Raw genomic sequence first — 14,406 nt, forward strand, 5'->3', positions numbered from 1 at the left:
TCAGGATTTTTACCCATGCACGACAGCGACAGCCTCAAGGACTACCCACAAGTACGGCAACTGGCGATCCGCTCGCTGTTCGAGATCATCGAGCAGTCCAGTGAAGGCACGGTGATCGTCGACCGCCAGGCACGCATCGTCTGGATGAACGAGCGCTACGCCCGACGCTTTGGCCTGGCCGACGCGGCCAGTGCCATCGGCCAGCCGTGTGAAACAGTGATCCCCGGCAGCCTGATGCGCGAGGTGGTGAGTAATGGCCGGCCGATTCTGCTGGACATGCTCGACACCCCGAATGAGCCGCTGGTGGTAATGCGCCTGCCCATCCACGATGACCAAGGCACGCTGATCGGCGCTATCGGCTTTGCCCTGTTCGACGAACTGCGCAGCCTGTCACCGCTGCTCAAGCGCTACTCCAGCATGCAGCAGGAACTGGCCTCGACCCGCTCGCAACTGCGCGCCCGCCAGGCCAAGTACAGCTTCGCCCAGTTCGTTGGCAGCAGCGCTGCCTGCCTGGAAGCCAAGCGCCGCGCCCGGCGTGGCGCGGCCAGCGATTCGCCGGTGTTGCTGCTGGGCGAAACCGGCACCGGCAAAGAGCTGCTGGCCCACGCCATCCATGCCGCATCAGCGCGGGCACACAAAGCCTTTGTCAGTATCAACAGCGCGGCAATCCCGAAACGCTGCTGGAAGCCGAATTCTTCGGCACTGCGCCAGGTGCATTTACCGGTGCCGACCGCAAAGGCCGCAGTGGCAAGTTGCAGTTGGCCGAGGGCGGCACGTTGTTCCTCGACGAGATCGGCGACATGCCGCTGGCCCTGCAGAGCAAGCTGCTGCGGGTGCTGCAGGAGAAGGAATACGAGCCGGTAGGCTCGAACCAGATGCTGCGCAGTGACGTGCGCATCATCGCCGCCACCTCCATCGACTTGCAGGCCGCCATGGCCCGTGGGGCGTTCCGGGCCGACCTGTATTACCGACTGAATGTGCTGCCGATCGATGTGCCGCCGCTGCGGTTGCGGCTGGAGGACCTGCCGGCGCTGTGCGAGGCCATACTGGGTGAACTGGGTAGCCGGTACGAACTGGAGGCAGACGCGCAGCACCTGCTGGCGATGCATGCGTGGCCGGGGAACATTCGCGAACTGCGCAATGTACTGGAGCGCGCAACATTGCTGGCGGATCAGCCCCGGTTGGAAGCGGCGGATTTGCGGGCGGCGCTGGGGCCTTTGAGCCCGCTGGCGGATGCGCCTGCGCCTGTGCGGCAGACCTACCGCGAGGCGTGCGAAGCGTTTGAACGCCAGCTGATTGGCCAGGCATTGGCAGAGCATGGGGGCGTTGTGCCGCAAGCTGCGGCAGCGCTAGGGCTGGGTCGGTCAACGCTGTACAAGAAAATGGTGGCACTCGGTCTCTGATTGGAGATTTATGTTTCAATTTTGAGATTGTCGCGAGGGCTTCGCCCTCGATCGCGACACAAGGCCGCTCCTACAAGGGAAACGCGCCCTTCTGTAGGAGCGGCCTTGTGTCGCGATGGGCCGCAAAGCGGCCTCAAAATCTCAAAAGAGAGACAAAACGCTCAACAAAAACAATTTTTCTTTATATTTCAATGACTTAAAAACTGGCACGATTCCCGCTACCTCCTGCAAACCGATAAAAACAAGACTCACCCAGGAGACCCACCCCGATGACCGTGCTCATCGCTCTCGCCGCTCTGGCCCTGCTGATGCTGGCTGCCTACCGCGGTTACAGCGTAATTCTGTTCGCCCCCATCGCCGCCCTCGGCGCCGTCCTGCTTACCGACCCATCCGCCGTGGCCCCCGCATTCACCGGGGTGTTCATGGAGAAAATGGTCGGTTTCATCAAACTGTATTTCCCGGTATTCCTGCTGGGCGCGGTGTTCGGCAAGCTGATCGAGCTGTCCGGTTTCTCTCGCTCGATCGTCGCGGCGGCCATCCGCCTGCTCGGCACGCGCCAGGCGATGCTGGTGATCGTGCTGGTTTGCGCCCTGCTCACCTACGGCGGTGTGTCGCTGTTCGTGGTGGTGTTCGCGGTGTACCCGTTCGCCGCCGAAATGTTCCGCCAAAGCAACATCCCCAAACGCCTGATCCCGGCCACCATCGCCCTGGGCGCCTTCTCGTTCACCATGGACGCCCTGCCCGGCACCCCACAGATCCAGAACATCATCCCCAGCACCTTTTTCAACACCACCGCCTGGGCTGCGCCCTGGCTGGGCCTGATCGGCACGCTGTTTGTGTTCTTTACCGGCATGGCCTACCTGCAGCGCCAACGCAACAAGGCCCAGCGCGCCGGTGAAGGTTATGGCACCGACTTGCGCAACGAGCCAGAAACCGCTGCCGACCTGACCCTGCCCAACCCTTGGCTGGCACTCTCGCCGCTGATACTGGTGGGGGTGATGAACCTGCTGTTCACCCACTGGATCCCCCAGTGGTACGGCCCCAGCCACAGCCTGCAACTGCCAGGCATGAGCGCGCCGGTACAAAGCGACGTGGCTAAGCTCACCGCCATCTGGGCCGTGCAGGCGGCGTTGCTGGTGGGCATCCTGATGGTGCTGGTGTGCGCCTTCGGCGCCATTCGCACACGCCTGGCCGAAGGCACCAAAAGCGCGGTGAGCGGCGCGCTGCTGGCGGCGATGAACACCGCGTCGGAATACGGTTTTGGCGCAGTGATCGCCTCGCTGCCGGGCTTTCTGGTACTGGCCGATGCCCTGCGCGGCATCCCCAACCCACTGGTCAATGAAGCCATCACCGTGACCTTGCTGGCCGGCATCACCGGCTCTGCTTCGGGCGGCATGAGCATCGCCCTGGCGGCCATGGGCGATACCTTCATCGCCGCCGCACATGCCGCCAACATCCCGCTCGAAGTGCTGCACCGGGTGGCCGCCATGGCCAGTGGCGGTATGGACACACTGCCACACAACGGCGCGGTGATCACCTTGCTGGCCGTTACCGGCCTGACTCACCGCGAGGCCTACAAGGACATTTTCGGTATTACTCTGATCAAGACCCTGGCGGTGTTCGTGGTCATCGCCACGTTCTATGCCACCGGCATCGTTTAAGGAGCTTCGCATGACCCTCAACGGCAAGACTGCACTCGTCACCGGTTCCACCAGCGGCATCGGCCTGGGCATCGCCCAGGTGTTGGCCCGCGCGGGTGCCAACCTCGTGCTCAACGGCTTTGGCGACCCGGCACCGGCCATGGCCGAGATTGCCCGGCACGGGGTGAAGGTGGTCCATCACCCGGCAGACCTGTCGGACGTGGCCCAGATCGAGGCCTTGTTCAACCTAGCAGAAGGCCAATTCGGCGGCGTCGACATTCTGGTCAACAACGCCGGTATTCAGCATGTGGCGCCGGTGGAGCAGTTCCCCACCGAAAGCTGGGACAAGATCATTGCCCTGAACCTGTCGGCCGTATTCCATGGCACCCGTTTGGCGCTGCCGGGCATGCGCATGCGCAACTGGGGGCGCATCATCAACATCGCTTCGGTGCATGGTTTGGTGGGTTCGACCGGCAAGGCAGCCTACGTGGCGGCCAAGCACGGTGTAGTCGGGCTGACCAAGGTGGTAGGCCTGGAAACCGCCACCAGCAAGGTCACCTGCAACGCGATCTGCCCAGGTTGGGTATTGACCCCGCTGGTACAGAAACAGATCGACGATCGTGCCGCCAACGGTGGCGATCCACTGCAAGCGCAACACGATCTATTGGCAGAAAAGCAACCGTCCCTGGCCTTCGTTACCCCCGAGCACTTGGGTGAACTGGTACTATTCTTGTGCAGCGAGGCCGGTAGCCAGGTTCGCGGCGCCGCCTGGAACGTCGATGGTGGCTGGTTGGCCCAGTGACGGGCGGCCTGGGCCTGGCGGTGGTCTCGCATTCGTTTATCTGCAAGGAGGCCCTATGCGCCCAACCCCGATGACCGCGATTCTGGCCCTGACCCTGGCTGCCGCCGCACCTGCGATGGCTGCCAGCCTGAAGGACGTCGCCCCCTACCCAGAAGCGGAAAAAGGCTTCACCCGGCAGGTCATCCACCTGCCGGCCCAGGCCGATGAATCGGCCTATAAACTCGAAATCCTCGCTGGCAAAACGCTGAAGGTCGACTGCAATCGCCAGCGCCTGGGCGGCAGCCTGGAAGAACGCACCCTGGAAGGCTGGGGCTACAACTACTACCGCCTGGACAAAGTCAGCGGCCCGGCCAGTACGCTGATGGCCTGCCCAGATGGCAAAAAGACCGAAGCCTTCGTACCGGTGGTCGGTGACGGCTTCCTGCTGCGCTACAACAGCAAGCTGCCGGTGGTGGTCTATGTGCCCAAGGATGTCGAAGTGCGCTACCGCGTGTGGTCGGCGTCGCAGGATGTGCAAAAGGCCAACGTAGAGTAAATCTTGAGGGTGCCCTCATCGCCGGCAATCCGGCGATGAGGGCTTTGCAGGCTTCAGGAGGTTCGGCATGAACGATGTGCTCTGGCGCCCCTCTACGGCGCAAATCGAGGCCAGCCGGATGGATGCCTTCCGCCGCCGGGTCAACCTGCGCTACAACCTGCAACTGAACGACTACCATGCGCTGCACAGCTGGAGCATCGAGCAGCGGCCCGCCTTCTGGCAAACCCTTGCCGAGTATTTCCACGTTCATTGGCATACTCCGCCGAGCCAAGTGCTAAGCGAAGGGCCGCAGATGCCCGATGCACAGTGGTTCGCCAATGCCACCCTGAACTTCGCCGAACACCTGCTGCGCCGCCGTGACGACCGCCCGGCCGTGGTCGCCGTGCGCGAAGACGGCCAACGTGAAGTGTTCACCCATGCTGAACTGGCCGCACAGGTCGCCGGGCTGCAAACGGCGCTCAAGGCCATTGGTATCGCCCCCGGCGACCGGGTGGCCGCCGTCATGCCCAACACCTGGCAAACACTGGTCGCCATGCTCGCCTGCAGCAGCATTGGCGCGGTCTGGTCCACCTCTTCGCCCGAGTTTGGCGTGCACGGCATCATCGACCGTTTCGGCCAGATCGAACCCAAGCTGCTGATTGTCTGCGCCGGTTACCAATACGCCGGCAAGGCCATCGAGCAAGTAGCCAAGGTCAACCAGGTGTGCGCTCAGTTGCCCGGCCTGGAGCAGCTGATCGTGGTGCCCCATACCCGCAGCGGTACACGCGCCGACGAGTTCCAGGCAACCAACGTCAGCCTGTGGGATGACTTCTTCCAACCCGGCGGCGAGCCCCGCTTCACCCCGCTGCCTTTCGATCACCCGCTGTACATTCTCTACTCCAGTGGTACCACCGGCGTGCCCAAGTGCATTGTCCATCGTGCCGGTGGCGTGCTGTTGCAGCACCTCAAGGAACACGGCCTGCACAATGACCTGAAGGCCGATGACGTGCTGTTCTACTACACCACCTGCGGCTGGATGATGTGGAACTGGCTGGCCAGCGGCCTGGCGGTGGGGGCCACGCTGGTGCTGTACGACGGCTCACCGTTCCACCCTGGCCCCGAGCGCCTGCTGGACCTGATCGACGCCGAAGGCATCCACGCCTTTGGCACCAGTGCCAAGTACCTGGCAGCACTGGAGCAGGCGGGCCTTGAACCTGCCGCCAGCCACCGCCTGGGCAGCCTGCGGCTGCTGCTGTCCACCGGTTCGCCGTTGTCACCTCACAGCTATGACTACGTGTACGGCAAGATCAAGGCCGACCTGTGGCTGGTGTCCATGTCGGGTGGGACCGACATCGTTTCCTGCTTCGTGCTGGGCAACCCGACTTTGCCGGTGCGCCGTGGCGAAATTCAGTGCAAGGGCCTGGGGATGGCGGTGCAAGTGTGGAACGAGCAAGGCCATGCCGTGGTGGACGAAAAAGGCGAACTGGTGTGCGCGCACCACTTTCCCTCCATGCCGCTGGGGTTCTGGAATGACCCGGACGGTAGCCGTTACCACGACACCTACTTCAGCCAGTTTCCGGGGGTGTGGGCCCAGGGCGACTATGCCGAGCAACGTGCCAGCGGGGGCGTGGTGATCCACGGTCGCTCCGACGCCGTGCTCAACCCTGGCGGCGTGCGCATTGGCACGGCGGAAATCTACCGCCAGGTGGAGAAGTCGAGCAGGTAATGGAAAGCGTGGCCATCGGCCAGGACTGGCACGGGGATGTGCGGGTGGTGCTGTTCGTGCGCCTGCACCAAGGCCTGCAACTGGATGACGCCCTGCGCCAGCGCATTCGCCAGGTGATACGTCAGTACACCACACCCCGCCACGTACCTGCGGTGATCGCCCAGGTCAGCGACATACCGCGCACCATCAGCGGCAAGCTGGTGGAGCTGGCGATACGCAACGTGGTGCACGGGTTGCCGGTGAAGAACACCGATGCCCTGGCCAACCCAGAGGCACTGGAGCAGTTTCGTGATCGCGTGGAATTGCGCGAGCAGGCATAATGCCGTCCTTTTTTCCGATGCACAGGTAGCCCATGAAAGCCCAAGCCCGCCACATTCTGGTCAAGACCGCTGACGAAGCCGAAAAGCTCAAGCAGCGCATCGCCAATGGCGAGGCTTTCGATGTGCTCGCGAAAAAGTTCTCTCTCTGCCCTTCGGGCAAGCGCGGCGGTGACCTGGGCGAAGTGCGCCCTGGGCAAATGGTCGGCGCTATCGACCAGGTGATCTTCAAAAAGCCTTTACGCGTGGTCCACGGGCCAATCAAAAGCAAGTTTGGCTACCACCTGGTGCAAACCTTCTACCGCGATTGACAGCAACGGGCACCTAGCATTTTTGCCAGTTGTGCCATCACGTCACATTACATACAACACAGGCAGGGCCGAAGCGTCGCTTCAGGTTGTGGCTCCTTCAATGGGCACGGAGACCTGTGTATGCGATGCCACCGCTTGCTGCTGCCTGTCGCATTGCCCCTACTGACGTTGCCTTTGTTGGCTCACTCCCAATCCCTGACGGTTTCAGCCGGTGAAAACCTTGGCGCCCTTGTGCAGACGAATGCCGCTGATGAATTTACCCCACGGGCGGAACGGTTCAGTCATTGCAGCAAGGTAATGGCCAAGACACATTCAACATGTCTGGCGGCACGCTAGGGTCGTTGAATCAAGGCGGTGACTTCGACACGTTCAGCATGACCGGCGGCACCATCACGGGCGCATTCGAAGACGGTGACTCGGCCTTTTTCAAAGGCGGCAGCATTGGCCGAATAGACCTCAAGCTCGCTGACAACTTCCTTGAAATATCCCAGGATCTCGGGGTCGAAACCCTCGTTGTTGGCAATGTTGTCAGCGGGCTTGGCAACGACACGATCATTATGACTGGCGGCACCATCGGCGGTGATATCAGTACCAGCAGCGGCGTTGACAAGATAACCATCAGCGGCGGCACGCTCAAAGGCGAAATACGGACTGGCAACGATGACGATGTGTTTACCTGGACGGGGGGACAGGTCGGTAAAAGAATCATCTTGGAGAACGGCAATGACACAGCCACGGTACGCACCCTGGACCTCGGCAACTCAACAGTTACCCTGGACGGCGGCACCGGTACCGACACGTTGACGTTCGAGCAGGCTCAGGTCGGCAAAGGTGCGTTGTACGTCAACTGGGAGTCCATCGCCCTCAAGCAAGGCAGCCAGCTTACCCTCAACGACACGCTGACATTGGGAGACGTGGGCGCCACCCAGCCACGCGTGATCCCCGCCACGGGCACCGGCACCTTGCAAATCGATGCAAATAGCACGCTGATCAGCCGCCAGGGCAGCATCGTCAGTATTCAAGTTGAGAACAAGGCATCGGTCGTGAACGCCGGCACCATCGACCTGAGCAGTGGCAACGACGCGCGGGGCCGCCTGACCCTCCAGGGCGACTACACCGGCAACAACGGCACCCTGCGCCTGAACAGCGTGCTGGCAGGCGATGACGCAGCTTCCGACCGCCTGGTGGTCAGCCGGGGGGCCATTGGTGGCTCCACCCAGATGTTCATCAACAACTTCAAGGGTGCAGGTGCGGCAACCACGCAAAACGGCATCCAGGTGGTCGAAGCCCGCGATGGCGCTACCAGCACGGCCACCGCATTCGTGCAGACCCAGACGCTTTCGGCCGGTGCCTTCGACTACCGGTTGTTCAAAGGGGGCGTGACGGCAGGTAGCGAAAACAGCTGGTACCTGCGCTCCACCCTGGTCGCGCCACCTGCTCCGGCTACTTTACCGGAACCCGTGCCGGAACCTGGCGAACCTACACAGCCAACCGAACCCAGCCAGCCAAACGAACCGGGCACGCCACCGGTGGTCGCCCCAGCCGCCACTCTACCCGTTGCTGCGCCAGCGCCCGGCCAGGTCGACCTGCCTGCTCCAGTGCAGGGCGAAAGCCTGCCGCTGTATCGCCCAGAAGTCCCGGTGTATGCCGCGGCGCCAGAGGTGCCGCGATCATCGCCCGTCAGGCATTAGGAACATTCCACCAGCGCCAGGGTGACCAGCAGTTGCTCAAAGCTGACGGCGCCCTGCCCGCCAGCTGGGGCCAGGCCTATGGCGGCGCACTGCGCCAGCAATGGAGCGGTACGGTCAACCCGAGCCTGGATGGCGACCTGTACGGTTTCAAGGTGGGCCAGGACCTGTATGCCAAGGTGGGCGACAACGGCTACCGCCAGCATGTCGGCCTGTACGTCAGCCACAGCCGCCTGGACGCCGACGTCAAAGGTTTCGCCCTGGCCGTGCAGGACCGCCGGGTGGGAGACCTCAAGCTCGATGGCGACAGTGTGGGCGCCTACTGGACGCTGGTTGGGCCGCAAGGCGAATACCTGGATACGGTGCTGCAGTACACCCGCCTGGATGGCCGGGCGCGCTCCGACCGTGGCGACAAGCTGAACATCGATGGCCATGCCTGGACCGCTTCGCTGGAGTCTGGCTACCCTATCGCCCTGTCCGAACGCTGGACCGTGGAGCCGCAAGCTCAGTTGATCGCGCAAAAGGTATCGCTCGACAGCGCCAGAGACAGCGTCTCGCGCATTAGCCATGACGCCCAGGTTGAGCTGACCGGCCGCCTGGGTGTGCGTATGGAAGGTGCGTTCACAGGAAGCAGCGGCCGCCTGTTGCAGCCCTATGCGCAGGTCAACCTATGGCACGGCGACGGTGGCCGCGACACCTTGACCTTCGATGGGGTAGACAAGATCAAGACCGACTACCGCTATACCGCGGTGCAACTGGAAAGTGGCGTGGTGGCGCAGGTCAGCGAAGCACTGAGCCTGCATGGCGGCGTGCAGTACACCGCCAACCTGGACAGCCGCCAGCAGGAAGCCAGCGGCGTGAACCTGGGTGTTCGCTGGCAGTTCTAGCGCCGCGCCGCCAGCAAACCGAGGCCAGCGCAACCTAGCAGGGAGGCGCTGACCCGGTTGAACATGCGCCGTGGCCCGGGCTGGCTGAACCAGCGCTGCATGTAGGCGCCCAGGCCCGAGTAGATGGCGATCGCCGCCCATTCCAGCAACAGGAACAATACGCCCAGCCAAAGGAACTGCTCGCTCACAGGCGTAGTGCTGCCAACCGAAACGAACTGCGGCAGAAAGGCGGTGAATATCAGGATGGCCTTGGGGTTGCCAGCCGCCACCCAGAATTCCTGCCGCGCCAGGCGCCAGGTGCCGCGTGGGTGATCGCTGGCCACCACGGCCTCGCCCACCGGTGCGCGCCACAGTTGCCAGGCGATGTAGAACAGGTACGCCGCGCCCACTACCTTGATGGTCAGGAACAGGTATTCGCTGGTATGCAGCACCACCGCCAGGCCCATGGCGGCCAGGGCGATCATGCCGCTGAAGGCGAGGATGCGCCCCCCACCAGCCACACAGGCGGTGCGCAGGCCGTACCGGCTGGCATTGTGCAGCGACAGTAGGTTGTTCGGCCCCGGCGCCATGTTCAGAGCGAAGCAGGCAGGGATGAAAAGCAGCAGGCTTGAAAGGTCCATTCTTGTTTTCCTCTGACAACAGGCGCCTATTTCGGCGTGTGTCGCGCCTTGCGGTCAAGTTACAGCCAGCGATAAAAACTGTACGGGTATGCGCCAGCTGTTACCCTGCCGACACTACCGAGGAGCCTGTAATGCCCCGTTCCCACGCCGTCGTGTGGCGCGACCCGGCCCTGGCGCATGTCGAAAGCCGCCGCGCCTGTAATAGCCGCGCCTGTTACAAGGCCCACAGCCACCCGACGTTTTCCATCGGTGCGGTGGATGCCGGCCACAGCCATTTCACCGGGGCTGCCGGTGGGCAAGAGCGCCTGACACCCGGCACGTTGGTACTGGTCCCGGCCCGCCGTGTGCATGCCTGCAACCCCGAGCCTGGGCAGGCCTGGAGCTACCAGATGCTGCATGTGGATGCCGACTGGCTGACGCAGCTGCGCCTGGAGTCGGGGCTGAGCGGCACCGAGGCCGGCGAGCCAGCACGCATTTGCCGGGCGCCGCAGGTCTATCGGCAGTTCTGCGAGCTGAACAGTTTGCTGTTTTCCCGCGCCAGCAACAGTGAGAAGGATGCGGCGCTGGTTGCCTTTCTGGGGGACCTGGATTTTTCCGCGCACCCACCACTGGTAGCGGCCCCTGCCCTGGAAGCCGCGACATTGAGTGAGGTGCTCGAGCGTATCGAGCACCTCAACCCAGCGCGATTGAGCCTGGAAGCACTGGCGCGGGAGGCTGGGCTTGGGCGCTATCAGCTGATCCGAGCATTTCGCGCAGCGACCGGATTTACGCCCCATGCTTATCTACTCAATGCCCGGGTCAATCGCGGCCGAAAGCTGTTGAGTAAAGGGCTGGCACTGGCAGAGGTGGCCTACCAGCTTGGGTTTGCCGACCAAAGCCATTTCCAGCGGGTGTTCAAGGCCCATGTGGGGGTGACACCGGGGCAGTACCGAGGCGATTGAAGGCGTGCGCGGTCCCCAAGGGGCCGCGTTGGCTTTTTGGGGTTTGCAATATTCTTCAATACGCCCAACACGCGGGGCAGCAGACTGCGGTTTTTTCCGCAGAGCAGCCCCACCCATGCAACAGTTTCTGATCATCGCCCTCGCCCACTTTCTCGCCCTGCTTTCTCCCGGCCCGGACTTCTTCCTGGTCGCGCGCAGCTCGATCAACAGCGGCTGGTGCACTGCCAGCGGTGCTTGCCTGGGCATCGCCCTGGCCAACGGCGCATTCATCGCCATGGCCTTCACCGGCCTTTCGGTACTGCAGGAAGGCAGCCTGTTGTTCACCACGCTGCAGCTGGCCGGCGCCAGCTACCTGCTGTACATCGGCGTGCTGTTTCTGCGCCATGCCGGGCAAACCAGCCTGGGCACAGTCGCTGGCAGCCAGCGGGCTCAAGGCTGGTGGCGCAATGTGGGCATGGGCTTCTTGTCCGGCGTCCTCAACCCCAAGAACGCGCTGTTCTATGCCAGCCTGGCCAGCATGGTCGCCAGTGCCAGCGTCGGCTGGAAAACGGCCTACGCCGCGTGGATGTTCAGCATCGTACTGCTCTGGGATCTAGCGGTTGCCGTGGCCATTGGCAACCAGCGAGTATTGCGGCGCTTCGCCCGCAGCCTGCCGTGGCTGGAGCGGGCCTCGGGGGTCATGCTGGTGGTTTTGGCGGGGGCGTTGTTGCTGCACCTGGCGCGGGGCTGATCAGTTTCAGGGTACGCATGTCCATCAAGGTGAAATGGCCACTGGCCCACCCGCCCGTGTCCAGGTGCCAGACATTGCCCAACTGCTTGGCCTCCAGCACCGGCGTGTGGCCGACCAGCAAGGCACGCAGGCCCTGCACCGGCTGGGTGTCGCCTTCCTTCAGCCGCCGCCGCGACCACTGGCACACTTCCCGCACCTTGGGGTCGTCCTCCAGTTCCAGCCAGGTGCGCAGTACTGCCCAGTCGGCAAACGGGCTGTCGGCATGCAGCAGGCCCACCAGCCCGGCCGCACTTTCTACTTCTATCGCAATCGGCAGTTGCTCGAAGCGCTCCACGAAGCGCAATTGCTCGCCCCGTGGCAGGTCGAGAAACCAGCTACCTCCAGCGGCGCGGTACATGTCCAGGTCCAGCCGCCCACCGCGCACGCGGGTAATTGCCAGGGCCTCGTGGTTGCCTTGCACGGCATGGAACCAGGGCTGCGCCAACCACTCCAGTGCTGCCTCGCTATGCGGCCCACGGTCGACCAGGTCACCCACGCTGAACAGGCGGTCCACCGCTGGATCGAACCCGACCGCATCCAGGCACTGTTGCAGGCGCTGGAAGTGACCATGGATATCGCCGACCGCCAGGTCCCGTCCCCGGATATTGGCGATCAGCCGCCGAAACCGTCCCATTACAATCTTCCTCTGCTGGTAGCGCCACGCCAGGGGTAAAATGGGAGCACACGCAATCTGCCCCGGAGGTGCATCATGCGTACCGCCCTCGTGTGTGCCGTGCTCATGGCGCTGTCACTGGACAGCATGGCACAAGGTGCCCCGGCCGCGCAGGTCGAGGTGCGTTTCGACCACCCGGAAAAATTCCGCGATGCCAGCCTCGACAGCCACGGTTATGAACGTGGTGCCGACGCCTATGTCATGAAAACCCTCAGCCAATACCTGCAGCAGCTCGGCCAGCGCTACCTGCAACCGGGCCAGCAACTGGTCATCGACATCCGCGACATCGACCTGGCCGGGCGCTTCGAGCCCTGGCACAGCCAGGCCTACGATGTGCGCTTCATGCGCGAGATCACCTGGCCGACCATCGACCTCACCTACACCCTCAGCCAACCTGGCAAACCCGATCAGCAGGCGCAGGAGCGGGTCAGCGACAAGATGTACCTGAGCCGCCCGGGCCGGGTCGCCAGCAGCAGTGACCGCCTGTATGCCGAAAAGGCCATGCTCAGCGACTGGTTCCGCCAACGCTTCGCGACGCACTCGGCTTCCTGAAAAACCCTTCACTGGTACAGGTGTTGGTGCCGATAGTATGCTCGGCCCTTCAACCTGTACCAGGGAATGGTTCTCATGAAACTGTGCGCCGTACAACTGGCATCGCTCAAGGGCGATTTGCCAGGCAACCTCCAGCGTCACCTGGCCTGCATCGAGCAGGCTTCGGCCCTGGGTGCCGAACTGGTGGTGTTTCCCGAACTGTCGCTGACCGGCTACGAGCCGAGTGTGGCGCGCCAGGCCGCCCTGCCGGTGGCCTCCACACGGCTGGACCCGCTGCAAGCCGCTTGTGACCGCCTGGGCATCACTATTGCCGTGGGCCTACCACTGCCAACGCCGGACGGCATACGCATCGGCATGCCGATCTTCAGCCCTGGGGCACCCCGCCAGGCCTATGCCAAGCGGCGCTTGCACGATGATGAACTGCCCTACTTCACCCCAGGCGATCAGGCCTTGCTGCTGGAGATGGGGGAGCACCGGGTGGCGCCGGCAATCTGTTACGAATCGATGTTCATGGCACATGCGGCCATGGCCCGCGAGCACGGTGCCGACCTGTACCTGGTCAGCGTGGCGAAAACCGCCAAAGGCATCCGCGAGGGACACGCGCATTACCCAGAAGTGGCGCGTGAGCTTGGCATGCCGGTATTGATGGCCAACTGCGTGGGGCCGGCTGACACCTTCATCGGCGCCGGCGGCTCCGCTGCGTGGGACAGCCAGGGGCGCTTGCTGGCCAGCCTGGATGAGCACAGTGAAGGGCTGATCGTACTCGACACCCGTAATGCCAGCGCAAGCGCGCTGCCTTTGGACCCGCACCCTGCATGATCTATCTGTTTCTTGCGTTGCTGAGTTATGCCTGCACCTACTACCTGGTCGGCTTGCTGATTCAGGGCCAACTTGCCGATGTGGCCGAGGGTTTGCGCCATCGGCCCGATGCACCTACGCCCGGCGAGTACCTGCGGGAGGTCGAGCCCCTTGCGCGTCGAGCGCATCGGCACTACACCCTGATGGCCGGCTCGGTGCTGGCCGTACTGGTCTGCCTGGTCGCCAGCTGGTTCGGCTGAAGCCTTAGAAGTCCAGCGCCAGGCTTTGCCGGCCCTCCAGCGCCAGCAGGTACTGCTTGGCCGCGAGGCCACCGGCAAAGCCAGTCAAGCTGCCCGACGCGCCGATTACCCGATGGCACGGGGCGATGATCGAAATCGGGTTGCGGCCATTGGCGGCGCCTACGGCACGCACCGCGCTGGGGTTGCCGATTTGCCGGGCGATATCGCCGTAGCTGCGGGTTTCGCCGAACGGTATCGCCAGCAGCGCGGCCCACACCTGCCGCTGGAACTCGGTGCCGGCAAAGTCCAGCGCCAGTTCGAAACGCTGGCGCTTGCCGGCAAAGTACTCGCCGAGCTGGCGAGCGGTTTCCACCAGTACCGGGCACTGGTCATCACGGTGCAGGGCGCCCAGGCGTACGCGGTTTTCCCGCTCCTCTTCCCACAGCACAGCTGCCAGGCTGTCGCCACGGGCCACCAGGGTCAGCGTGCCGACGGGCGATTGCATGAAAGTGAAAGCGCTGGACAT

General features: G+C 63.5%; 12 protein-coding genes and 3 pseudogenes. 12 read left to right on the forward strand and 3 right to left on the reverse strand.

Features of this window, described 5'->3' with window-relative positions; translation table 11 throughout:
* Positions 1 to 15: 15 nt before the first annotated feature.
* The 7 genes and pseudogenes from AB5975_24805 (at position 16) to AB5975_24835 (ending at position 9,288) form a co-directional block, all read left to right on the forward strand.
* A pseudogene (locus AB5975_24805) lies at positions 16 to 1,403 on the forward strand (sigma-54 interaction domain-containing protein).
* Between the two features lie 269 nt (positions 1,404 to 1,672).
* Positions 1,673 to 3,064, forward strand: coding sequence for a GntP family permease (locus AB5975_24810; GenBank protein XDR19689.1), 1,392 nt, complete (start codon positions 1,673 to 1,675; stop codon positions 3,062 to 3,064).
* A 10-nt stretch (positions 3,065 to 3,074) separates the two neighbouring features.
* Positions 3,075 to 3,845 carry a 3-hydroxybutyrate dehydrogenase gene (gene hbdH, locus AB5975_24815; protein XDR19690.1) on the forward strand — a complete coding sequence of 257 codons (771 nt, stop codon included), beginning with the start codon at positions 3,075 to 3,077 and terminating at the stop codon, positions 3,843 to 3,845.
* 55 nt (positions 3,846 to 3,900) lie between these two features.
* Positions 3,901 to 4,380, forward strand: a complete 480-nt coding sequence (eco, locus tag AB5975_24820; GenBank protein XDR19691.1) for a serine protease inhibitor ecotin — start codon at positions 3,901 to 3,903, stop codon at positions 4,378 to 4,380.
* A 67-nt stretch (positions 4,381 to 4,447) separates the two neighbouring features.
* A pseudogene (locus tag AB5975_24825) lies at positions 4,448 to 6,405 on the forward strand (acetoacetate--CoA ligase).
* Positions 6,406 to 6,437: 32 nt separating this feature from the next.
* Positions 6,438 to 6,713 carry a peptidylprolyl isomerase gene (locus AB5975_24830; GenBank protein XDR19692.1) on the forward strand — a complete coding sequence of 92 codons (276 nt, stop codon included), beginning with the start codon at positions 6,438 to 6,440 and terminating at the stop codon, positions 6,711 to 6,713.
* A gap of 120 nt (positions 6,714 to 6,833) precedes the next feature.
* Positions 6,834 to 9,288, forward strand: a pseudogene (locus tag AB5975_24835) (autotransporter outer membrane beta-barrel domain-containing protein).
* Here the strand turns inward: AB5975_24835 and AB5975_24840 are convergent.
* Positions 9,285 to 9,908, reverse strand: a complete 624-nt coding sequence (locus tag AB5975_24840) for a LysE family translocator (protein ID XDR19693.1) — start codon at positions 9,906 to 9,908, stop codon at positions 9,285 to 9,287. The pseudogene AB5975_24835 and the gene AB5975_24840 sit on opposite strands and share 4 nt — an antisense overlap.
* 131 nt (positions 9,909 to 10,039) lie before the next feature.
* On the opposite strand from AB5975_24840, the gene AB5975_24845 reads away from it, so the two are divergent.
* Both AB5975_24845 and AB5975_24850 read left to right on the forward strand, forming a co-directional pair.
* Positions 10,040 to 10,849: an AraC family transcriptional regulator gene (locus AB5975_24845; protein XDR19694.1), complete on the forward strand. Its 810-nt coding sequence runs from the start codon at positions 10,040 to 10,042 to the stop codon at positions 10,847 to 10,849.
* 115 nt (positions 10,850 to 10,964) lie between these two features.
* Positions 10,965 to 11,579 (forward strand): LysE family translocator, encoded by a 615-nt coding sequence (locus tag AB5975_24850; GenBank protein ID XDR19695.1) that lies wholly within the window; start codon positions 10,965 to 10,967, stop codon positions 11,577 to 11,579.
* Here the strand turns inward: AB5975_24850 and AB5975_24855 are convergent.
* A complete protein-coding gene (locus tag AB5975_24855; GenBank protein ID XDR19696.1) occupies positions 11,527 to 12,252 on the reverse strand; it encodes a metallophosphoesterase in 726 nt (241 codons plus the stop codon). The two genes, AB5975_24850 and AB5975_24855, sit on opposite strands and share 53 nt — an antisense overlap.
* A gap of 75 nt (positions 12,253 to 12,327) precedes the next feature.
* Here AB5975_24855 and AB5975_24860 point away from each other — a divergent pair, with 75 nt between their 5' ends.
* From AB5975_24860 to AB5975_24870, 3 genes are all read left to right on the forward strand, one after another.
* Entirely contained in the window at positions 12,328 to 12,843 is a 516-nt protein-coding gene (locus tag AB5975_24860) for a DUF3016 domain-containing protein (protein XDR19697.1), read from the forward strand.
* Positions 12,844 to 12,918: 75 nt separating this feature from the next.
* Complete coding sequence (locus AB5975_24865) at positions 12,919 to 13,662, forward strand: carbon-nitrogen hydrolase family protein (GenBank protein XDR19698.1); 744 nt, start codon at positions 12,919 to 12,921, stop codon at positions 13,660 to 13,662.
* A complete protein-coding gene (locus tag AB5975_24870; protein ID XDR19699.1) occupies positions 13,659 to 13,901 on the forward strand; it encodes a hypothetical protein in 243 nt (80 codons plus the stop codon). Before AB5975_24865 ends, AB5975_24870 begins: the two co-directional genes overlap by 4 nt.
* A gap of 4 nt (positions 13,902 to 13,905) precedes the next feature.
* Here the strand turns inward: AB5975_24870 and AB5975_24875 are convergent, their stop codons facing one another.
* Positions 13,906 to 14,406 carry a methylated-DNA--[protein]-cysteine S-methyltransferase gene (locus AB5975_24875; protein XDR19700.1) on the reverse strand — a complete coding sequence of 167 codons (501 nt, stop codon included), beginning with the start codon at positions 14,404 to 14,406 and terminating at the stop codon, positions 13,906 to 13,908.

It is taken from the genome of Pseudomonas putida, assembly GCA_041071465.1.
In the GTDB taxonomy this organism is placed as follows: domain Bacteria; phylum Pseudomonadota; class Gammaproteobacteria; order Pseudomonadales; family Pseudomonadaceae; genus Aquipseudomonas; species Aquipseudomonas putida_P.